Origin of the sequence: Clostridium sp. (assembly GCF_036781005.1) — a bacterium.
GTDB lineage: Bacteria > Bacillota > Clostridia > Clostridiales > Clostridiaceae > Clostridium_B.
Window position 1 is genome coordinate 26,394 of sequence record NZ_DAIQBT010000015.1, and the last position, 21,741, is coordinate 48,134.

Here is a 21,741-nt window from a genome sequence, read left to right on the forward strand (position 1 = left end):
CCTCCTATTTTAAATGAGCTTTTGCATCTATTTTTATTTTTTTGCCTTTTAATTTACCTTCAAGTAAATATTTGTTTATTAAATCTACATTCATATTTCCGCCGTCATTTCCTGAACTGTCCACAAGTTCTCTATATTCTTCTGTCATAGGTATCTCAATACTTGTAAATGTAATTATCATATTTTCATCTATTTCAAATAAAGCACATACTGGTACATTCTTCTCTGAAACATTCACTATGTCAAGTTCCAGTTCTCCCAGGTACTGATTTTCTTTTACAGACTTTGACTCTCCCCTATAAATTGTTATCACTACACTTTTTTGAAGGGGTGTTGAAGTATATCCAAGTACTGCACCTTTGGCAGGCAGCGTAGATCCCCTTTTAATTATAGGCCTAAAATATAATTTGCGATTTTCATCCAGCATATCTATTCCATAGGTAAATACCACTTTTTCTTTTACCATAATTTTTTTATCCAAACTTACACCATGGTATTCATTGTCTCTATTAACTTCATTGGTTCTATTAATTTCATTATTTGGATGTGATATATCATAAGTTTCAGGTACACACAAACTTGCGGCCATTATAGCGGCTCCTCTTGAAACCACTTCATCTACATTAGGAGCTACATAAGGATCTTTAACAGAATCTCTCACTTTTTCCTTCACTATAGGCATTTTGGTAGATCCCCCTACAAGAAGTACCCTGTCTATATCATCTCTTGTAAGATTGGCTAGTTTAAGTGCATTATAAATTTTATCAATGGTTTCCTCCATTAAAGGTTCCACAAGCTGATTGAATTCATCTCTGGTTAAAGTCATTTCAAAAGAATAGTCATCTATTAGATTGGGAATTATTATTTCAACTTCTTCCAGTTCCGATAAATCCATTTTTGCTTTTTCTGCATTTTCTCTTATTTTCATAAGTGCCGAAATATATTTTTTATCTTTCTTTGAAGTAATATCCTCCCCTAACTCATCATTTATTTTATCATACATTCTGCTGCAGATTAATTCATCAAAATCATCTCCGCCAAGTCTTGAATTACCATCTACAGCCAATACTTCAAATTCATTTTTATCCACCTTCATTATTGAAATATCAAATGTTCCTCCACCTAAATCATACACCATTATAATTTGATCTCTTTGTTGATCTATACCATAGTCTAAAGCAGCTGCTGTAGGTTCTGGCATGAGTCTCAGCACATTAAGCCCAGCCCTCTCCGCTGCTCTTTTGGTGGCTTCCCTTTGTTCGGAAGTAAAATATGCAGGTACAGTTATCACTGCCTGATCTATCTCCTCTCCCAGCTGAGAACCTGCTTTTTCTTTTATTGTTTTTAATATATAATAGGCTACATCCTCTGGTGTAAACATTTCAGTTCCAAGATCATAAGTTACATCTTTTCCCATATCCCTTTTAGTAGAACATACAGAAGTCTCTGGAGCCAGCATCATTCTGGACTTAGCTTGACTTCCTACAATAATTTCTCCATCTCTTATAGATAAAACAGAAGGAAAAATATTCTTTCCATCAATAGGTATTACTTCTGCTCTTCCTCTTTTCAAATACGAAACCACTGAATTCGTGGTTCCCAAATCTATACCTACAACTACTGACACATAAATTCACCCTTTCAAATTATTTCTTATATAAAAATTCAATATTAGTTTGATTATCTTTACTGATTAAATTTTACCATTATATTATTTACTTTTTCAAAACTTTTTATTTTTAAGTCCTGGGGTAAATAAAAAAAGCACATTCACATTTGTTGAATAATATCAAATATATCCTATAAATTTAGGTATTTGAAAGCATACAACAAGTCAAAAATGCTTTGAATATTTTATTTACACAAATAGAAACAGACTCCCTTTAAAATTTAACAAGGAGGCTTGTTCAACACTATACTGTAAAACAAGCATTTAACTAGTCATCACTTTGAGTATAATTCACCCCAAATTCTTTACATAATGCAGCCAGCCCACCTTTAACACCCTTGCTTACTTCTGCAAATTTCCACGTTCTGATATATTTATATAACTCTCCTATAACCACATCAGTTTCATCAGGAAACTTTTCGCTTAAATCATATTTTAGTAATTCTTCATTATTATTTGCATTAACTACCCTGATATAACAACTAACATCTTGTCCAAATTTTTGATGCTTAACACCTGCCCTATATATTGAAACTGCAAAAGTTATATTACAAATATTAGAAGGCACATACGCTAAATCTACAATTATCTGCTCACCTTTTCCATCTCCCAAAAGGTTATCTCCGAAATGTTCCACAGCTCCCGAAGGATGTTTTAAATTGTTATAAAATACAAAATCCGAATCCTTATGAACTTTTCCACTTTTCCCAAGACAAAAAGCTGCTATATCCAAATCAATATCCTTATTATCTGAGTTGGTATCCCACTGTAACTCCACCAATATTTTTCTCAACAACTCATTATCTTCCACAAAACCTATATCTTCTGTTTTTTTAACCATTATCCCCATAATATGCCTCCACTCAAACACTAAACACTTTTATTTTCGATTTTATTATACTTTTGCAAGAGATAGTTGTCAATTTCTATCAACATATCAATGCAATAATTACCATAAATAAAATAATTTTACTTTAAGTAAAGGATTACTATAATGAACTTACTCTTCTTCCCAAACTCTTTCCCCTTTTCTATTGATGTAAATATACTTATCATTGCATATTACCATAGCAAGCCCCTTAGAAAAATTATTTATGTGTTCAAATTCAGGTTTAACTATAAAATTCCCTGATTTATCAATACATCCCCAATTCTCCCCTACTTTTACAAAAGCTCTTTCTTCTTTAAAATTAAGTGCATCATCAAAATTAGGCTTTATAACAACCTTATCTTCTTTATCTATATATCCCCACTTTGTACCTATTTTTACATTAGCTAGTCCTTCTGAAAAACCATCTGCAATATCATATTTAGGTTCTATTAATAAATGTCCTAATTTATCCATGAATCCATATTTAAAATTCCACATAACTTGAGCCATATTTTCATGGAAATCAAAAACGCAATCAAAATCACATTTCAAAACCACTTTTCCCTCTGTATCAATGTATTCCCAATAGTCTCCTTCATTTACCCTGGCAATTCCTTCTGAAAAACCAAAAGCATTTTCATAAATAGGTTCTATAACACAGCTTCCCTTTTCATCCATAAAACCATACTTTTTGCCTTTCATAACAAGTGCCAATCCATTAGAAAATTCATCAATAAATCTAAATATAGGCTGTACTATCACGTTTCCCTGTCTGTCTATAATCCCCCATCTATCATTCATCCTTATAGATGCAAATCCCTCGCAAAAATTCCAGGCCTCATCATATATATAATCTATTACCTTGTCTCCCTTTGTGTTAATATATCCCCATTTATTGTCCATCTGAACTGAAGCCAAATCTTCATTAAAATCCCATGCATATTGAAATACAGGTGGTATAATAATCTTGCCAAACTTATTAATATATCCCCATTTGTCGTTAACCTTAATTCTAAATAAATTTACACATTCCTCCATATAAATTCCCTCCCATTCATAAGTCTTTGAATTTTATATAACTACTTATTTAAATTTAATTTTAACACATCTGCAAATTAAATAAAATAAAAAAAGTCAGAATCTTCAACGTTTAACATTGGATTATCCTCTAATTTAATATTCTAAACATATAATTCTTTTAATATAAATAATATAGCTATGAAAACCATATTATATGATTAAAGCATTTATATTATAACATTTATATGGTACAATAGATGTCATAAATAAATTCTCCCACAGCTTGATGTTTTATAGAAATTTTTATTATATAAAAGGAGTAACCAATATGGATAATTTAACAGCTTTTCTACTAGGAGCCCTTCAGATCACCTTACTGGATATAGTTTTGAGTGGTGATAATATAGGCGTTATAGCACTAGCCACTAGAAATTTACCAAAAAAACATGCTAAATCTGCATCAATTATAGGAGTATTTACTGCAATTTTTTTAAGGATAGTATTTGCCTGTCTAATTACTTATATACTTCTTATAAAATGGCTTCCCATAAAACTAATCGGAGGAATACTGCTTATAAAAATCACATGGAATTTTATAAAACCAGAACCACCAAAACCAGAAGAAACAGCCGTAAAAACATCGAACAAGTATTGGAGTGCAGTATCTAGCATAGTTTTAGCCGATGCGGCCATGAGTCTAGATAATGTGCTTGCCATTGCAGGTACAGCCCAAGGACATATAAGTCTCATAATATTTGGTCTTGCACTAAACATTCCTATTATATTTTTCGGTAGTCAATATGTAGCCAAAATTATGAACAAGCATCCCATAACCATATATATAGGTGGTGCCATACTTGCCCACACTTCCTTTAAAATGCTTCTTGAGGACAACCTTCTACATAACTTTACTTCCCCGACAATAATAAATATGATATCCTTCGGTGCTGCCATAATAGTACTATTATATGGATTATACATGATAAACAAACCTGTATCCTATTCACTAAAAGAGTTTAAGGATCAACACTTTTAATCCTTGAAAGCATAAGGATCTATTATAGGATAAATATATTCAATAATAGATCCTTATAAAATTTCATCACCTTCATTATATAAGTCATTATATACTATTTTAAATACCTCCAAGGATTCTTCAATTTTATTTTTCAAGAGATTTTTTCTTTTTTTAAATTCACATATTCCAAGGTCTGTTATTTTATATATTTTCTGCATCTTATTTTTAGAATTTTCCCACTTCCCTTCAATAAGTTTGTCTTTCTCCATTTTTTTTAAAAGAGGATAAATTCCTCCAGTACTTGGAATCCATTTGCCTCCAGTCCTCTCTCCTATTTTATGTGATATATCATTTCCATTAGTAGAATTACTATTTAAAATATAAAGTACATATATAGGGAGAAGTCCTTTTGTAAAGACCTGTCCTACAGCATCCTGTTCTTTTTTCACTTTTTTTAATTCCAGAAGTTTCTTCTTATATTCCTCGTATAAAAGTTTTTCTTTTTCCTCTGTATCCCTTTTAAAATTGAATTTACCCATAAAAACTATTCTTCCTCAAACAATATCATTCCCACCAATCCCGGCCCACTATGCACACCAGATACAGGACTTAAAATTCCTCCAAAAACTGAAGAAACTATATTGGGATGTTTCTTTAATTCCTGAAACATTTTTTGTGAATCCTCCAAAGCACATCCATGTACAACACATAATCTGCATTTTTTGTTTTTCAGGATGTTTTCTCCAATCTCAATCATTTTACTTAAAGATTTTTTTCTTCCTCTTACCTTATCATAAGTATAATATTTACCGTCATTTATATCAATAGATACTATAGGTTTTATATTTAAAAGTTCTGCAATAGTTCCCGACACTTTACCTATTCTGCCGCCTTTTTTCAGGTATTCTAGTGTATCCACTACAAAAAATAAATTTAATCTCTTTCTTATATCAGGTATTTTATCAACTATTTCACTAAAACTGGTACCTTTTTCTACAAGTTTTCCGCATTCTTCTATTATTATTCCTTCCCCCATGGAAATAGACTTAGAATCAAATATATAGGTTTTTATTTTAGGATGATTTTCACTAACCACTCTAATTCCGTTAAAAATTCCCGTTAATCCGCCAGACAGCGTTACAACTATGGCATGAGTATATCCTTCCTCTTCTAATTCTTTAAATACCTTCTCTATTTCCTCCATGGAAGGTATTGAAGATGAGGGTATCTCTCTATGTAAATTATTATATACATATTCTGAGGTTATATCTATCTTATCTAAAAACTCTCTATCTTTATATATTATTCTGTAATGAAGCATTTTTACATTGTATTTTTTCACAATATTATCAGGTAGATCACTAGTGCTGTCCGTTATTAATGCAATCTTTTCCAATTGTTATTCCTCCTCTGAATCACTAAATATTTTTAAAGTATACATAATTATATCATTCTTTTAGCTATTATCAATACTGATATATCAGTATTGATAACAAAAATTAAAACCAAGTGACTCAAAGGTCCAAAAGGAAACAGCCTAGAAAAATTCTTATTTTCCCCCTGAACCTTGGAAGAACTACAACATTAAAATTTTAAGTTCTTCTAAAGTTCACTTGATTTTTTAACTTCACAATAATCTACATCTATAACTTTTTTATGTGATAGATCAAAAGGTTCTTCTTTATCATTCTTTATGTTCTGTTTATTTTGGGCTTCAAATGTATGACCTTTTTTATTTTTATACTTCCTTACTTTTAAAATCAAGAATAGTAAGACTCCTGCCACTGCTAGTAAAGGTACTATCCTTATGAATACAGCCAATATTATTATGGCCAATATTACTTTAAAAACCACAGCAAAATTTTTACCTGCAAAGTCCATATTATTTCCTCTCTTTTCTAATTGAAAAAGTCAAATTATCTATGCTTTTTTAATTGTTATTGATTAATTAATTATAACATAAAATCCTTAAAAGAGGTATGAAATACCTCTTAACAATTATTAATATTTTTACTTTTTTTTGTGAATATTCTGCAACTTTTTTTTAAATTCATTTACATCTGTTATTATCAATATTATTAAACTAAAGGGTATAGTGACTATAAATATGATAACTATAATCTGAACTATATTTTTTATCAGCATAGTTAAATTTTCCTTTCAAAAAAATTCTCTAAATAAATACTATGCTTAAAAGTTATTTATATTATTGATTAAACAAAATAGAGACAGAAGTACCCTTCTATCTCTATTTTTTCTCCATAAAGGTTTTTATTAAATTATGATTCAGTAAATCATCACAATATTTTAATTCCTTGGTATATTCATTTTTTTCTTCTTTCAATTCTTCAGTTTCATCTATCTTTTCTCCTGATTCCAAACTATAATAACTATTGGTCCAGGATACATATAAGTTCTTCCCATCTATAAAAGAGCCATTTCTAAAAATAACCTTTTCGTTATCTCCATTAAGCATGTCCTTTCCAAACATATAATTTCCAGGCAAGTTGTATAAGTTAGCAAGAGTTGGATATAAATCCATCTGACAGCTGTATTTATGATTTACTCCTGCATACTGATCCTGTGGAAAATGAAGTAATAAAGGTACTTTCTGATATTTAAACCAGGTAAAATCATCACTTTTTTCTTCATTTTCAAACTTGAAAAGTTCTCCTGCATTATCCTTTGGAATAGCAAAATGATCACCATATAATGCTATTACAGAGTTATCCATTATTCCCTGCTGTTCAAGAGCATCTAAAAATTCTCCCAGCTGAGCATCTGTATAATGTATTGCTTTTAAATATTTTCCTATAAAAGTTCCCTCATATTCTCCTACATCAAATTCTCCATATTTATCTACGGCCTCATAGGGGAAATGGCTGGTCAAGGTGACTAAAAATCCATAATAAGGTTGTTTAAAACTTTTTAATTTTTCCAGAGATTGATTTAAAAATGATTTGTCACTAAGTCCTAATCCTATTTTTTCATCTATATTGAAACTATGTTCCCCAAAAAAATCATCAAAATTTTGTGCCTTATACATAACATTTCTATTCCAGAATCCTTCACTGTTTCCATGCATAGCTGCTGTATAATAATTTTTATCTTTTAAGGCAGCCGCTAGAGAATCATATTTATTTCCACTATAAGTATAGTAGGCAGAACCTGATTGTGCTGGATAAAGTGAATTATTAGACATAAATTCTGCATCAGATGTATTTCCCCCTGCAACCTGATAAAAATAATTATCAAAATACATACATTTGTTTACCCACCTATTCAGGTTTGGAGTTATTTCCTGTCCATTTACTTTTTGATTTATCACAAAATTCTGTAGTGCTTCAACCTGAATTACTATTAAATTTTTACCTTCTGCTTCTCCTTTAAAACTATTTTCTTCCGTACTCTTATTGTTATTTTCCAGAAAAGTTTTAATCTCATTTTCCCGGTCTTCAGATAATTTTTTAGAATTCTTCACATTGGTGCTTATATAGTTATATGAATCCACTATATGAAAATTTATATTTCCTATCATAGTAGTAAGATATATTCTATTACTCATAGCCGTCAACAATGTAGGCTGTACTTTAGACACCCAATAAAAAACAGCTGCATTAATACCTGCACCTAAAATAAACATTACTAAAAAATTTAATAATCTTTTGGATATAGGTTTTATATTGTGTATCCTTTTTTTATAGAATCTGATTACAGGCAATAAAATAAATATATCAAGTAAATAATAAATATCTTTGATATTTGCCACACTGCCCACACTGGCAGATACTCCTTGAAGTAATTTAGCATTTCTTACTGCCGCAACTGTAGTAATATCCTTAAAATATCTATAATACATTAAATCTGCTATAAGAATTAAACTTACTACCACATCTGCTATATATAAAAAAGTAATTCTACTTTTTTTCTTAAGAATAAGAGAGAAACTAACCAGTACCAATACGGAAGCTACTATAGGAAAAATTACCAGTCCCGTTAGATAACCGGAAGCTATATTTTTTGCATAAGACATGACTTTCATACAGATTAATGTAAAAAACAGAATTATATCTACGTTATTATATAAAAAATTTAATAATATCTTATATAATTTATTATTTTTTACATATTGAAAATTCATTTTTTTTCCTCTTTCTATAGAATTATTTTAAAACTCAAAGAAATTTTATAATATAAACTTGACATTAAGATGTCAAGTTTATTAATAATTTGTTAATAATTCTATAATATGTACGAAACAAATTCGTACATACTTATATTTTATCCATTATAAAATAAAATTTTACACCTATATCTGTATTTTTTATACCATATTTAAAGTTATGAAGCATTAATATATTTTTCACTATAGAAAGACCTATGCCTGTTCCTCCTAATTTTCTATTTCTGGATTTATCTAGCTTGTAAAAGCTATTCCATAAATTATTCAATTCCCTCTCTGGTATATTTTCTCCCGTATTTTCCACAGATACAATAATTTTATCTTTTTCCTTATCTTCTATAGCAAAATTTATATATCCTCCCTCCTCTGTATTTTTTATGGCATTAGTGGTAAAATTATCTATGACCTGCTCCATTTTATCCCAATCAGCATATGCTTTAACTTTAGATATCATATTAAAATTTATAGTTATATGTTTATCTTTTATTATCTTGGAAAATTTTTTTAACGAATACACTATAAATTCATCCATAAAAAATTCTTCTTTATTAAGCTTCAAAACTCCCGATTCTAAGTGAGAAAGCTTTAACATATCTGTAACTAAGTTTCCCATTTTATTACTTTCATCTATTATAATATCAATATAATAATCTTTTTCACCAGATTCAAATATATTATCTCTCAAGCCCTCTGCATAGCCTCCAATTAAATTTATAGGAGTCTTAAGTTCATGGGAAACAGAGGCTATAAACTCTTTCCTTATTTTTTCTATTTCTCTCTCCTTTTCTATATCTTTTTCAAGCTTTACATTGGCCTCTTTAAGAGAAGTCAATGCCTTATCCAGATTATACGCTAAAAAATTCAATGTATCTGCCAAATTTCCTATTTCATCCTTACTCTTAACACTGCACTTTTCGGAAAAATCCATTACAGCCATCTTTTTTGCAGTATCATTTAATTTTACCAAAGGCTTTGAAACTGTATTTGTATATATTAAAGACAATATTAAAATAAGAACTATGGCACCCATGTAAAAATAAATATAAAACTCTTTTATTACAGAAGAAGCTTCATCTACCGGCTGAAGGGAAGTTACTGCAAATATTATCTCCTGTCTATTATTATCTGGAACTGCAGTTATTATATTTCTTGTTCCATTAATTTTTTTTTCTGTAATAAATGTTATGGATTTATTATATCTTTTTATTTCATCTAATAAATTTGAATCTCTTATCCATGTCACTATAATATCTTGTATGATTTTTATTCTCTCCTCATCATAGCCCCTATTATCTAATTTTGTTATAAAATTTATTTTCCCTTCACTATCCATTATAACTATTTTAGCATTATTACCATCTTCAAATTTCCTTATAAGGTTTGTTACCTGGTTGTCATCTTCTGTATTATCATAAAGCACTTTGAACTTTTTCACTTCACTCTCTATAATTCTCTCCTTTTTATTTATATAGAACTTCCCAAAAAATAAGGACTGAAAAGTCAAAGTTCCTCCTATAAATATAGTAAATATCAAAGCAGTAACTATAAATAACTTCCACGTTATATTTTTTCTTACCCTTTCTATAAGTTTATTTTTATATATAATATTCTTTATTCTCATTCCTTTTTTACCTCAAATTTATAGCCCACTCCCCTGACAGTTGTTATCAAATAAGCTTTCACACCTAACTTTTCCCTCAGTCTTTTTACATGGGTATCTACGGTTCTCAATTCTCCATAGTAATCTACTCCCCATATGGCATCTAAAATTTTTTCCCTGCTTAATACTATATCCTTATTTTTAATTAAATAGCATAAAAATTCAAATTCTTTGGGAGAAAGATATATATTTTCCCCATCTATTTTAACTTCATGCCCCTCTTCATTTATAAAAAGTCCGTCATAGGTATTATCTTTAACCTGATTAATTTCATCATAATAAGTTCGTCTCAAGAGTGCTTTTATTTTAGCCACCAAAATTTTGGGACTTACCGGCTTTGTTACATAACTATCTGTTCCCAGCCGAAACCCTAAAAGCTGATCTTCATCTTCTCCTCTTGCTGTAAGCATAATTATAGGCACATTGGAAATTTTTCTAAGTTCTCTGCATACAGTCCAGCCATCCATTAAAGGCATCATTATATCAAGTACCACTAAATCCACTTTATTTTCCTTGAATTTTTCAAGAGCTTTTTTACCATTCTCTGCTAAAATAACCTGCAAACCTTCTCTTTTTAAATATGCTTCCATAAGAAGTCTCATTCTTTCCTCATCATCCACCATTAAAACAGTTTTATTCATTATAAATATCTCCTAAAATATATTAATTTTTTCACTAAGTAATTCTTGGATTTGTATTTGGAATAAAATCCCATACTTTTTAAGTATAGGATTTAAAATAATTTTTATCAATATAAATTATTGCTTTATTCTCTCCGTATATTCATATAATTCCTTTACACTCTCTGTCAAATACTTATCCACCACGGAAGCTTCATCTACATGTAGTGTAATTTGATCATTTGTATCTTTCAGTATGGTATCTATGGTATCTATTCTTTCCATAACTTCACCTACATTGTCTATTTGCATAGACATTGTATCCGTTAAATTTTTTACTATATCCTCTAAAGTTTCAAAAGAATTTAATGTATCGTCAATCTTCTCTTTTGCATCTACCGAAACTTTAATTCCATTTGAAATCATATCCGTATTTTTTTGGGCATCTTTTAGAACATCTTTAGTCTCCCCATTAATAGTATTTATGAGTACAGATATATCTTTGGTACTATTGCCTGTTATTTCAGCTAACTTCTTTACTTCTTCTGCAACAACTGCAAATCCCCTTCCGCTTTCTCCGGCCCTTGCTGCTTCAATAGCTGCATTTAAAGCCAGCAAATTAGTTTGATTTGCTATTCCACTTATAAGATTGGTTATATCATTTACTTCCTTGAATCTGTCTGCTAATTTATTCATACTGTCAAATGCATCTTTTATTCCACTCTCCAGAGAAGTTATTATACCCATAATAGATTCTACTGCTTCTTTTCCTTTCATAGATTTTTCAATAATACTTTCAGTTATATCGTGAAGTTTATTCCCTTTTTCATACAACTCACTGGTGGATTCCTTGGTCTGATTTGTTATGGTAGATATACTACCCATATGGTTTTTTATATCCTCTGTAAGTTCCGCTAAAATTTCATGTTCACTATTCACTGCGTTGTGTTGTTCTATTATATTTTCTATCTTTTTATGTAGCTGTTTTAAAAATTCAAAAGTTTGCCGATTTATATCATTTTTTTCTTTTTCATATTTTTCTTGATATTGAATTTCAATATCATGAGAATTGAAATCAGATATAGCACTGTCTTTATTCTTTAGCTTGAAAAAATTCATATTGCTCATCTTTCCTTTCTATTCTATAATTTAACAAGATACATTATAAATTATCCTATTTGTTATTATAATAATATAAGAAATAAGCCGATTTGTACAGTATTGATTAATATATATGTAAATTATAAAAACATTAAAAAGAATGCATTTTTTTTAATGTTTTTATAATATTTGAACCTAAGAATTACTTCATAGTGCTGATGTAATTGTTGTAAATATTTTCAAGATATTTATCTGGTTCAGGCATAGGATACTTTTTACCCTTTTTAGATAACTTTTTATGTTCCTTGTATCGTTTTACTATACTGTTCCAATCTTCTGGATAACTTTCCTTAAATGTTTTTGTAAATTCTTCTAAATTAAAGCTCTTACCTAAATCACTAAATATTTTCTCTATCTTGTCTTTTTTATCCTTTATTATTTGTGATTTTACAACATGTTTTTTCCCCATGGTAATATTCACCTCTTTCTTAATATACTATATTCTTCTCTTTTTTAATAATTCCTTTTATAATAGTATAATTTCAAGAAAAATTTAAATATTTATAAATATCATAATAATTATTTAAATTCTCTATTATAATATTGCACAATTTTAAATCTATTAAACAGATTTCTTAATTTTATAAATCCAATTTATTTTCTATAAGATACGCCACAGCATAAAACATAGCCACTATTATAATTATACATAAAACTATAAATGCTATATTTAACTCAACTCCATTAGATACACTATAATTACTGGCTTCAGCAATATTTTTCATATCCATTATCTTCAAATTAAAACTTTGTGGAAATATGTTTGAAACTACATATTCCAATTTCACCTGTATTATGGATAATACTACAAATATACCAAAAGCACCTAATTTCCCAAATTTTCTATTCTTTATAGCCACTTTTCCAAGTGTTATAGACAAATATACGGTAAGTAAGAACGTAATATACATCAAAAAACTCAATATTATACATACTGCAATAAACTGCGGCGTAAAAGCATTAAGCAATTTTCCGAACATCACAATATCCAATATCATGAAATTTTTAGTAAGTCTTAAAATCTGTAATAAAATAACTGTAAAAATCCCTACAATAGCAGATACTATAAAACATTGAATAATGGCTGTTAAAATTTTATTCATCAATATATTTTTTCCACTTTTGGGTATAGTGAACAAAAGATAGGAAGTATCCCCGTATAAATCCCTGCTGAACACAGTTACATTCCAAACTACAACTATTATTGATGCAACAAACCCTATAAGCATACTTAAAGAAAATATGGCATCTGAGCTCCATACATTTATTCTTGTAAGCAATGCCAGATTTAAAATTATTATGCTACAAGCCATTATTATAAAATCCTTAAAATATCCCTTAAGATCATATTTTAATAATTTAAACATCATTAAATACCTCCCTGTATATCCCATCTATAGACATTTTTCTTTCATCCCTAAGCTCCTCTGCATTACCTGAAAGAATTATCTTTCCTTCAGATATAAAATTCACTTCATCAAATAATCTTTCAATATCACTTACGAGATGGGTGGTTATTACAATGGAACTATTTTCCGTGTAATTTTCCAGTATTGCATCCAGTATTTTTTCTCTGGTTACAGGATCCACCCCTCCTAAAGGTTCATCTAATATATAAAGCTTTGCTTTCCTTGCAAGTACCAGTGTAAGATAAAATTTTTCACACATACCCCTGGATAAGGTTTTAACCTTACTTTCTTCCTCTAGATTCATAAATTTCAAAAGTTCCAGGGCCTTATTTCTATCAAAATCATTGTACATATCATTAAAAAAATCTATGGCATCATTTATTCTCATCCATTTAAAAATATAATCCTTATCTGGCAGATAGGATACCTGAGATTTTGTCTTTACTCCAGGTTTATTGCCATTTATAAATATTTCGCCGGAACTCTGCTTTAATATTCCTGCTGCAATTTTCAAAAAAGTAGTCTTGCCACTTCCATTTGGTCCTAATAGTCCCGTTATCCTGCCTTGATTAATTTCAAGATTCAGTCCATTTAAAGCCGATTTTCTAAAATAAATTTTTTTCAAATCTTTACATTTTAAAAGTGGTTCCATTTTTATATTTCCTCCTGTACTTTTTCTTCTACAATTTCAATTATTTCGTTAGAAGAAAATCCTAGTTCTTTCATTCCCTTTATGAAATTATATATAATATCCCTTGCCATTTCATCTCTCAGCTTTTCAATCATAGATTCATCCTCCCTTAAAAAAGTACCCATTCCTCTTTGTTTATAAGCAATATTTTCTCTTTCCAACTCCAAATAAGTTCTTTGAATAGTATTAGGATTAACCTTTAAAGAAGCAGATAATTCCCTTACAGAAGGAATTTTATCCCCAGGTTTTAATTCCCCATTTATTATTCTTCTCTTTATAATGTTCATTATTTGAATATATATTGGTGTATTAGGTTCAAATTCATCATTCATTTTATCACCTCCGCATATAATAGTGTTCTATTATAATAATACACTAATTCTATCATTTAGTCAATATTTTTAAATACCAAAAATTTAAGTCAGAAAATGGTTGTGTATTAACTGTTATAACCCAAATAATGCAAATTAACAATCCCAATATTGCTATTGTATTATAATAATTTTTTCTAAGACCATTCATTGGTATCACTGATCCTTCAATTTTATAATTATTTGGGTTTTATAAGTTCTAGATGTGATTAAGGTAGGCTAGAGGTGTAGCCTACAAAACCGATAAATCCCACCTTAATAAAATCCATAAATATTATTTTTATGGATTTTATTTAAAATATTGAAACCTGAGTAAGTCATAATCTAATATCTTCTGTTATTCTCCCATCACTTATATATACTTTTCTGTCACAATATTGAGCAACCTTGTTATCGTGTGTAACTATAATTATAGTTTTATTTTCTTTATTTATGCTTTTAAGCAATTGAAGTAATTCTTCACCAGTTTTTTGATCTAATGCACCAGTTGGCTCATCTGCTAAGATTATATTCGCATCACTTACCAATGCTCGTGCGATTGCAACTCTCTGCTGTTGTCCACCTGATATTTGATATGGTTTTTTATTAATTAATTTTTCTATTCCTAATTTAGTTGAATAATATAGTATTTTTTCCTTTTTGCTTTTATTAGACATTCTTCTATGTAATAAAGGAAGTTCTATATTATCATAAACACTATAATCCTTCAACAATGCAAAATGTTGAAATACAAAACTCACAGTAGAATTTCGTATTCTACTTAATTCTAAATTTGACTTAGTATTCACCAATTCCCCGTTTAAATAGTAGCTGCCACTTGTTGGTATATCCATGCATCCTAGTATATTTAATAGAGTAGATTTTCCTGAACCAGAAGGTCCCATTATTGATAACATTTCTGATTGGTTAATATTAAGAAATATATTTTGTAATGCAATAACTCTCGATGGACCTTTCCCATATATTTTCGTAATATCTTCAAGTTGTATTAAATTCATTAATCTTTTCCCCCTATAAGATCTCTTGGTTGTAGTCTCTTTATTTGTAAAATTGGAATTATTGATATAACGCCGGTTAGTATTATTATAATTAATACTGAAAATACAATTATTTTTGGTGTTATATTGTTCATTGGGTTTAATAGAACGTCATTAAATTTACTGGTTTTTATAAGTTTTGCTTTATTATAAATTATAAATGATATAGATATAATTGTAGATATAAATATTAATGTAAAAATCTCACCTATAACTAATATAGTTATATTAAATATACTAGAACCAGTCATCATTCTAATACCAATCTCTCTTTTTTTAACTATTATAGATGAAAGTGTTATTATAGCTATACCTAAAATTGATACTATGCCTATAAACAATCCTAAAATTAAGTTAAGATAAAAAATATTTTTGAAGTTAGAATTATATTCTTTAATATCATTTCTTATGGAATTGTTAGTTATTTTTAAATTGAGCATACTTGCCTTGTTTGTAATTAGTGCAGAGGTTTCATTAAGATTATTTATATCATCAATCTCATAGAAAAGAACACCAGCTTTAGCTCTAATTGCATTTATATTGGTTTTATCTACTTTTGGAAATGGACAAATAAATTTATCATCTAAATTTACTAACATATCTCCTATATAGCTTTGGTCACTGAACCATCTACTATTTTCATTCATAAAACCAATGATTTTATACTTAGCTCCTGTCATATGATCCGTAAGAATTTGGTTTATATTTAGTATATTAATGTAATCTGAGCCAGCTAGCATCGGAAGAATTTCTTCGTTTTTATTAAAACTACTTTCAGAAAAATTAGTTCCTTTAATGACTTTAATACTAGACAGATTGTAAGTTCCTTTATCAACTTTAACTAGTTCTATAGCTGAAGGCCACTGTGCCTTAAAAGTCCCTTTTACTAGTTCATTTCTTAAAGCAATAAACTTACTATCATCCTCAAGTTCATTAAAATGTGTATTAATAATATCATATCCTCCAAATCCTTTCACATGAGAAAGGCCATTAATGTACTCTTCAAGTTCATTGTAATTAATTATAAATTGTTCCGATTGGTTAATATTCGATATTTCCAAATGAATAGTTCTATCTATATCTAAATTAAGATATTTTTTTATTTCATTTTGTTGATATAAGCTAGTTCTAATTTGTATAATAGTATTAATCAATAAAATTATAGTAATTGATAATTGTATAATAATTAGTAAATTTACTACCTTTCTTCTAAATAATGATTTTATTATTAATTTTAAACTTGTCATATGAAAATTTCCTTTCTATTTATTTATTACTTCAATTGGTTCAATTTTTAGCGACTTATATATAGGAATTATTGAAGTAATAAAAGATGAAACAAAAATAACAATTAATGAAATAATAAAATTAGTAACATAAACTTTAGTAGTATATCCTAATATATTTTCAGTAAAACAATTTAAAATTAATTGAATTAATAAACTTAATAAACAAGATACAAGATTTATTAATATTATTTCTAAGAAAAGCAACGAAGCTATATTAAAATTAGTATGTCCAAAAGCTTTTCTTACTCCTATTTCGAATTTTCTATCATTTATCCAATAAGAAGTTATATTTATAGAATTTATTAAAGATATTAGATAAATTAAAACTGATATATATAATAACATGTCATTATTTCCGACCACATTGGCTATAACATCATTTTTACTTTCTAATTCACTAACCTGTATAATAGCATTTGGATTATAGCTTAATACATTTCTTTTTATCATATTATAATCATCCGTTGGTGTTATATTGTTATTGTGTAGTATACAATTAATTACACCACTCGTTTCAAACTCGCTTCTAATCATTTTAGGAATTGATGATATTGGTAATAAAACTCTACTATCCCACGGGGTATCTGTTTTGTTTTTACCTATAAGTCCTATTACTTCGTATTCTTCACCATATATTTTTAGATATTTCTTATAATTCTTTTTGTATGTATATTTATCTAAATCTTTTCCTATTAAAGTAACCTTTGCAGCTGTTTCTATATCTTTAACATCATAATACCGTCCACTATATATTGGATATGTCCAATTAGGTTTGCTATAAAATAATTCAGCACTTATTGGATACAACTGATTAGAATCTGATGAATCAATATAAGTGTATATATTAGTAAATATTACACTAGTATCTTCAGACATACCTTCAAATATGCTCAAAATCTTATCGAAGCTATATTTTTTACCTAATGCTAAATTTACAACCAGAGCATTTTTAGGAGCCCCCTCAGTTCGTTCTAACGCAAGCTGTTTTAGTTCTACCATATTACTAGTACCAAATGAAATTAGTATAATAGATATAATATATCCAAATATTAAAAATATAGTAGCGATAGGATGTGCTTTAATCTGTTTAATTAATAACTTCCATAAATTCATTATTTTGTTACTCCTTAATAAGTATATTTAAAAATGAAAAAGTATGTATAAATTGTAATAAAATTTCTACATTTTAATACATAATATGTCTATTATTTGAGTAGGAACTTTATTTATATAACCAATAAACTTTTGTACAGTAATTCTTACTCTGATATAATTTTCGCTAACAGATGGCTATAAAAATCCTCAAATCATCTTACTACATGTCCCAGGTTGACTTAAAAGTTTTGTCCGAAAGCTGAGAGATTTAACCTGTTATACAGACATTATTGAATTTTATTATTAACTTGTTGAATAATTAAGTTGTGTAATCCATACCCTAGAATTTATGTATTATACTTAATTACATTAAAAATTACTATATTCACGTATAATTAGATGAGTTATTATTAGAAGCTTTAAATATTCCAAGGATATCTTCTTGATGCTATTCTTTGCTCTTTTCATTGAATTCATCTGATAGTATGATAGAAAAATTCATTTAATATGACGTTCGTAACGCTTTTGACCACAGAGCCTTGGGTTTTCCAGATCACATAAACCCTTAAGTACAGAAAATAGTTGTTCCATTTTTATTCTATGTTTATATAGGTTATTATCTATTGGAGATTTACGAAGTAAGTCATTCTTATATCTATCAACAAGCTAATTATGTATAAGAGTTGTTGATCCAAGAATAGTAATAGTAGATGATGTTTATCTACTATTACATTCTTAAAATAGCTTGTCCCGTTTTACCAATCACTAAGATGTTGAGAGACATATGCAACATAAACATTATACTTATTAGCTATAGAATGGGTACTATTAAATCTCCAAACTCCTGAATAATCGTTACAGTTGACTTCTGCATAGGTAGATCCATAATCAAATCTTGCTCCACGAACATCGGTTCCCGACGAATTCATTTGAGCTTCTACATATGCAGTTGCAACATAGTTATAATTTTCAAGTTGGTTCATGGCCGTCCATGCTTTAGCATTATCGTAACTTGTAGCACTCCATGAAACCTCTAAAGCTCCATGAGCTGCCATCGCACCATAAGAAAAGTCTCCAGTGTACAATGTATCTGCAAATGCTACTGTTGGAATTGATAAAGCTACAATTAATGATAACATTGATACAATCTTTTTAATTTTTTTGTTTTTCATTTTTCTTCCCTCCTTAATTTGATTATTGTGAGTATATCATATAAATTATAAAAAATATGTTGTAATTTGTAATTTCACCTAAAAATTATAAAACATCTATTTATTTCATAATAATACCAGTGACTATATCATGTATTGAAAACTGAATGTTATAATATGATATTTCACATTTATCAAAATATAAAGAAAAGCTGAAACTAATGCAATAATCTATGGTATAATTGAAATGGCCGAGGTTAATGAATTCAAACCATGCAGCTATCTTAAATTTTTGCTCAAAAATCTACTTAGTATCCGATTTGAAGCACATCCTAAATTCTTGGAGGAATATCCAATTTGAAACCCATGTGTCCAATCTTCCTGCAAAAAAACAACTATTCTAACTAATAATCTAGTGGTTGAAGACGTAATTAAGTGGACACCTAATCTTCAAATAAATTAAAATATTTCCATATAGTTACTTGCAAAAAGAATAAAAAATATGCATGATAGTATTGCAAAAACCACCTAAAAAAGGAGGAAACTATCATGCATAATAAAATTATTAAAGAGTCAAAGTTAATAAAATTATCATTGAATTATAATAAGTATCTTACTAGCTTTGATTGCTTAAATTTATCTAGCATATACAAACTTATATAAATAAAATACTGTCATTCACCATATAGGCAATAGCTCCTTTTTTATGTCCCGGAAACACAATAGCCTTTACTCTTATATTTCCTATATTCAATACATCTCCATCCTTTACTCTTATATATGTTGTTTTATTTTTCTTTTTAATGACTTCCATATGTTTTAATTTTTTATCAAATACTTTTGAAGGTATGTAGATATTTGAATTTTTGAATAATTTGATACCTCCCATGTTATAGAAATGGGGATAAGTTATAAATACATTTGAAATAGATTCAGGCTTAATGTCTATTTTATCCAACTCCCTATTTATAACACAGGGAATAAAACCTGAATTAAAACAAACTGCAGCTTCATAATTGGAATAAATAAAAAAGTTGGAAACAAGTGTTCTTACCACATATACATTACCTGATACCTTCCCAGTTCTGCCTAATCTAAATACCATGTGTTCTCTCTCCTATTTATATCCTTGTTATTTATGATAAAATATTTTTTCTAATTGTATCATATCCCATTTCCATTAATTTATACACCGTATTATCAATTCACAGTTCACAATTTACGATTCACAGTTTACAGTTTACAATATGAGTGCAGTTTTATGTGGTATAAATTATAGATTTTTCTAAGAAAAATTACCTTGAATTGTGAATCGTGAATCGATAACTGTGAATTTATTATAATCATTTAATAGTTTACATGTACCAGCCAAAATTTTATATTTTTATCACTCCATCCAAGATCCCAAGGCACCTTATTCCTGTCTGTATTATGACAGCTTACTAGAGAATATCCTCTGCAGTCTGCACCTGTTACCACTGATATATGGGTGATATCCCCTTTCTTTTCATAGGCTACAAAATCTCCTGGAAGAAGTTTATAGGAAGCCTTATAGACTTTTTCATAGCTACCCTGGGCAATAACTGACGCCCTACCGCTGTATATCATATAATCTTTAAATCCATCTGCATTTAACCAGGCACTAGTAGCTCCTGATCCGTCATAATTCCAAGAGCGATTTTTTTTGAATTTTCCTCCTTCATGCAATATTTGAGATGCAAAATTAGCACAGTCTCCTCCTTGAGAATTGTAATTTCTATATTTTTTATTATATAAAAAACCATATTTTTTTTCTGTAGCTATGCCACAGTATTTATCCGCATATTCCACTGCTGATTTTCTTCTATCCCCTATATTTGAAAAATCCCTTTCATTTTGAGATAGTATATATTGTTTTATGGAATCAACTTTTAGGTTATCTAAATTCAGAGAATCTGCAAAGGGATCCTTATACCACTCCTTTGTTATTATCCACTTATTGTCCTTTTTAGCCATATTCAATATGTGAGTGGTTCCTATTCTGCACCTATTTATAATTTCAGGACAATTTTCATATACATACTTATATTCCGTTGAACATATTAAGTTTACAGAAAACTTGTCATCTTTTCCTCTAATTCTTTTTATCACTATATCAGGAGTAATATCTGTAAATCTCACTCCCTGTTTTTCTTCCCAATTTTCAAGATATTTTTTCTTTGTTTCTTCATGTTCATAAGCCCACATACCATATTTTGTGTTTTTATCATAATTAACCTCTATTAATTTTAGGTCTCCATTTAATATGGCCTTATTTCTATTTTGAAATATTTCCTGTATGGAATTTGATATTTCTTCCTTAGTATGAGTTTCCTCTTCTTGTGCTCTTATATAAGGCGATATGCAAAATATAAATAAAATTATTATAACAAACTGTATAAAGTGCTTCTTTAAAAAAAATCTCATAGTTGTACTCCTCATAAATTATAATTTAACAGTTATCAGAGTTCGTATAAT

At 28.6% G+C, this 21,741-nt stretch carries 21 protein-coding genes; 1 reads left to right on the plus strand and 20 read right to left on the minus strand.

Features of this window, described 5'->3' with window-relative positions; all coding sequences use genetic code 11:
* Positions 1-4: 4 nt before the first annotated feature.
* The 3 genes from V7Q02_RS08000 to V7Q02_RS08010 all read right to left on the minus strand — a co-directional run bounded on the left by V7Q02_RS08000 (position 5) and on the right by V7Q02_RS08010 (position 3,578).
* Complete coding sequence (locus V7Q02_RS08000; protein ID WP_333860486.1) at positions 5-1,627, minus strand: Hsp70 family protein; 1,623 nt, start codon at positions 1,625-1,627, stop codon at positions 5-7.
* Positions 1,628-1,937: 310 nt separating this feature from the next.
* Positions 1,938-2,519 (minus strand): TerD family protein, encoded by a 582-nt coding sequence (locus V7Q02_RS08005; RefSeq protein ID WP_333860487.1) that lies wholly within the window; start codon positions 2,517-2,519, stop codon positions 1,938-1,940.
* A 150-nt stretch (positions 2,520-2,669) separates the two neighbouring features.
* The gene (locus V7Q02_RS08010) at positions 2,670-3,578 is read right to left on the minus strand and encodes a WG repeat-containing protein (protein WP_333860488.1); all 909 of its coding nucleotides are present in this window, start codon (positions 3,576-3,578) and stop codon (positions 2,670-2,672) included.
* Positions 3,579-3,888: 310 nt separating this feature from the next.
* Here V7Q02_RS08010 and V7Q02_RS08015 point away from each other — a divergent pair, with 310 nt between their 5' ends.
* Positions 3,889-4,596: a TerC family protein gene (locus tag V7Q02_RS08015; RefSeq protein ID WP_333860489.1), complete on the plus strand. Its 708-nt coding sequence runs from the start codon at positions 3,889-3,891 to the stop codon at positions 4,594-4,596.
* A 53-nt stretch (positions 4,597-4,649) separates the two neighbouring features.
* On the opposite strand, the gene V7Q02_RS08020 is transcribed toward V7Q02_RS08015, so the two are convergent.
* The 17 genes from V7Q02_RS08020 to V7Q02_RS08100 all read right to left on the minus strand — a co-directional run bounded on the left by V7Q02_RS08020 (position 4,650) and on the right by V7Q02_RS08100 (position 21,690).
* A complete protein-coding gene (locus V7Q02_RS08020; RefSeq protein ID WP_333860490.1) occupies positions 4,650-5,117 on the minus strand; it encodes a PadR family transcriptional regulator in 468 nt (155 codons plus the stop codon).
* Between the two features lie 5 nt (positions 5,118-5,122).
* The gene (locus tag V7Q02_RS08025) at positions 5,123-5,974 is read right to left on the minus strand and encodes a DegV family protein (protein WP_333860491.1); all 852 of its coding nucleotides are present in this window, start codon (positions 5,972-5,974) and stop codon (positions 5,123-5,125) included.
* Between the two features lie 206 nt (positions 5,975-6,180).
* Positions 6,181-6,459 (minus strand): hypothetical protein, encoded by a 279-nt coding sequence (locus V7Q02_RS08030; protein WP_333860492.1) that lies wholly within the window; start codon positions 6,457-6,459, stop codon positions 6,181-6,183.
* 367 nt (positions 6,460-6,826) lie between these two features.
* The gene (locus V7Q02_RS08035) at positions 6,827-8,719 is read right to left on the minus strand and encodes an LTA synthase family protein (protein WP_333860493.1); all 1,893 of its coding nucleotides are present in this window, start codon (positions 8,717-8,719) and stop codon (positions 6,827-6,829) included.
* 133 nt (positions 8,720-8,852) lie between these two features.
* Positions 8,853-10,382, minus strand: a complete 1,530-nt coding sequence (locus V7Q02_RS08040) for an ATP-binding protein (RefSeq protein ID WP_333860494.1) — start codon at positions 10,380-10,382, stop codon at positions 8,853-8,855.
* On the minus strand, positions 10,379-11,062 hold the full coding sequence (locus V7Q02_RS08045) for a response regulator transcription factor (RefSeq protein WP_333860495.1): 684 nt from the start codon (positions 11,060-11,062) through the stop codon (positions 10,379-10,381). The genes V7Q02_RS08040 and V7Q02_RS08045 overlap by 4 nt, the downstream gene beginning before the upstream one ends.
* Before the next feature lie 117 nt (positions 11,063-11,179).
* Complete coding sequence (locus V7Q02_RS08050; protein ID WP_333860496.1) at positions 11,180-12,169, minus strand: methyl-accepting chemotaxis protein; 990 nt, start codon at positions 12,167-12,169, stop codon at positions 11,180-11,182.
* A gap of 175 nt (positions 12,170-12,344) precedes the next feature.
* Complete coding sequence (locus tag V7Q02_RS08055) at positions 12,345-12,611, minus strand: hypothetical protein (protein WP_333860497.1); 267 nt, start codon at positions 12,609-12,611, stop codon at positions 12,345-12,347.
* A gap of 172 nt (positions 12,612-12,783) precedes the next feature.
* Complete coding sequence (locus tag V7Q02_RS08060) at positions 12,784-13,572, minus strand: hypothetical protein (RefSeq protein ID WP_333860498.1); 789 nt, start codon at positions 13,570-13,572, stop codon at positions 12,784-12,786.
* Positions 13,562-14,263, minus strand: coding sequence for an ABC transporter ATP-binding protein (locus V7Q02_RS08065; RefSeq protein WP_333860499.1), 702 nt, complete (start codon positions 14,261-14,263; stop codon positions 13,562-13,564). Before V7Q02_RS08065 ends, V7Q02_RS08060 begins: the two co-directional genes overlap by 11 nt.
* A 2-nt stretch (positions 14,264-14,265) precedes the next feature.
* Positions 14,266-14,634 carry a GntR family transcriptional regulator gene (locus V7Q02_RS08070; RefSeq protein ID WP_333860500.1) on the minus strand — a complete coding sequence of 123 codons (369 nt, stop codon included), beginning with the start codon at positions 14,632-14,634 and terminating at the stop codon, positions 14,266-14,268.
* Between the two features lie 356 nt (positions 14,635-14,990).
* Positions 14,991-15,671: an ABC transporter ATP-binding protein gene (locus V7Q02_RS08075; RefSeq protein WP_333860501.1), complete on the minus strand. Its 681-nt coding sequence runs from the start codon at positions 15,669-15,671 to the stop codon at positions 14,991-14,993.
* Positions 15,671-16,957 carry an ABC transporter permease gene (locus V7Q02_RS08080; protein ID WP_333860502.1) on the minus strand — a complete coding sequence of 429 codons (1,287 nt, stop codon included), beginning with the start codon at positions 16,955-16,957 and terminating at the stop codon, positions 15,671-15,673. Before V7Q02_RS08080 ends, V7Q02_RS08075 begins: the two co-directional genes overlap by 1 nt.
* 15 nt (positions 16,958-16,972) lie before the next feature.
* A complete protein-coding gene (locus V7Q02_RS08085) occupies positions 16,973-18,112 on the minus strand; it encodes an ABC transporter permease (RefSeq protein WP_333860503.1) in 1,140 nt (379 codons plus the stop codon).
* Positions 18,113-18,849: 737 nt separating this feature from the next.
* On the minus strand, positions 18,850-19,233 hold the full coding sequence (locus V7Q02_RS08090) for a hypothetical protein (protein WP_333860504.1): 384 nt from the start codon (positions 19,231-19,233) through the stop codon (positions 18,850-18,852).
* Positions 19,234-19,900: 667 nt separating this feature from the next.
* Positions 19,901-20,350: an MBL fold metallo-hydrolase gene (locus V7Q02_RS08095; protein WP_333860505.1), complete on the minus strand. Its 450-nt coding sequence runs from the start codon at positions 20,348-20,350 to the stop codon at positions 19,901-19,903.
* 242 nt (positions 20,351-20,592) lie between these two features.
* Positions 20,593-21,690, minus strand: a complete 1,098-nt coding sequence (locus tag V7Q02_RS08100) for an amidase domain-containing protein (protein WP_333860506.1) — start codon at positions 21,688-21,690, stop codon at positions 20,593-20,595.
* Positions 21,691-21,741 lie beyond the last annotated feature (51 nt).

Bases quoted from the DNA above. Each gene is read 5' to 3' on its own strand.
- V7Q02_RS08005 (WP_333860487.1), bottom strand. From the start codon at position 2,519: ATGGGGATAATGGTTAAAAAAACAGAAGATATAGGTTTTGTGGAAGAT.
- V7Q02_RS08010 (WP_333860488.1), bottom strand. From the start codon at position 3,578: ATGGAGGAATGTGTAAATTTATTTAGAATTAAGGTTAACGACAAATGG.
- V7Q02_RS08015 (WP_333860489.1), top strand. From the start codon at position 3,889: ATGGATAATTTAACAGCTTTTCTACTAGGAGCCCTTCAGATCACCTTA.
- V7Q02_RS08020 (WP_333860490.1), bottom strand. From the start codon at position 5,117: ATGGGTAAATTCAATTTTAAAAGGGATACAGAGGAAAAAGAAAAACTT.
- V7Q02_RS08030 (WP_333860492.1), bottom strand. From the start codon at position 6,459: ATGGACTTTGCAGGTAAAAATTTTGCTGTGGTTTTTAAAGTAATATTG.
- V7Q02_RS08035 (WP_333860493.1), bottom strand. From the start codon at position 8,719: ATGAATTTTCAATATGTAAAAAATAATAAATTATATAAGATATTATTA.
- V7Q02_RS08040 (WP_333860494.1), bottom strand. From the start codon at position 10,382: ATGAGAATAAAGAATATTATATATAAAAATAAACTTATAGAAAGGGTA.
- V7Q02_RS08045 (WP_333860495.1), bottom strand. From the start codon at position 11,062: ATGAATAAAACTGTTTTAATGGTGGATGATGAGGAAAGAATGAGACTT.
- V7Q02_RS08050 (WP_333860496.1), bottom strand. From the start codon at position 12,169: ATGAGCAATATGAATTTTTTCAAGCTAAAGAATAAAGACAGTGCTATA.
- V7Q02_RS08055 (WP_333860497.1), bottom strand. From the start codon at position 12,611: ATGGGGAAAAAACATGTTGTAAAATCACAAATAATAAAGGATAAAAAA.
- V7Q02_RS08060 (WP_333860498.1), bottom strand. From the start codon at position 13,572: ATGATGTTTAAATTATTAAAATATGATCTTAAGGGATATTTTAAGGAT.
- V7Q02_RS08065 (WP_333860499.1), bottom strand. From the start codon at position 14,263: ATGGAACCACTTTTAAAATGTAAAGATTTGAAAAAAATTTATTTTAGA.
- V7Q02_RS08070 (WP_333860500.1), bottom strand. From the start codon at position 14,634: ATGAATGATGAATTTGAACCTAATACACCAATATATATTCAAATAATG.
- V7Q02_RS08075 (WP_333860501.1), bottom strand. From the start codon at position 15,671: ATGAATTTAATACAACTTGAAGATATTACGAAAATATATGGGAAAGGT.
- V7Q02_RS08080 (WP_333860502.1), bottom strand. From the start codon at position 16,957: ATGACAAGTTTAAAATTAATAATAAAATCATTATTTAGAAGAAAGGTA.
- V7Q02_RS08085 (WP_333860503.1), bottom strand. From the start codon at position 18,112: ATGAATTTATGGAAGTTATTAATTAAACAGATTAAAGCACATCCTATC.
- V7Q02_RS08090 (WP_333860504.1), bottom strand. From the start codon at position 19,233: ATGTTATCATTAATTGTAGCTTTATCAATTCCAACAGTAGCATTTGCA.
- V7Q02_RS08095 (WP_333860505.1), bottom strand. From the start codon at position 20,350: ATGGTATTTAGATTAGGCAGAACTGGGAAGGTATCAGGTAATGTATAT.
- V7Q02_RS08100 (WP_333860506.1), bottom strand. From the start codon at position 21,690: ATGAGATTTTTTTTAAAGAAGCACTTTATACAGTTTGTTATAATAATT.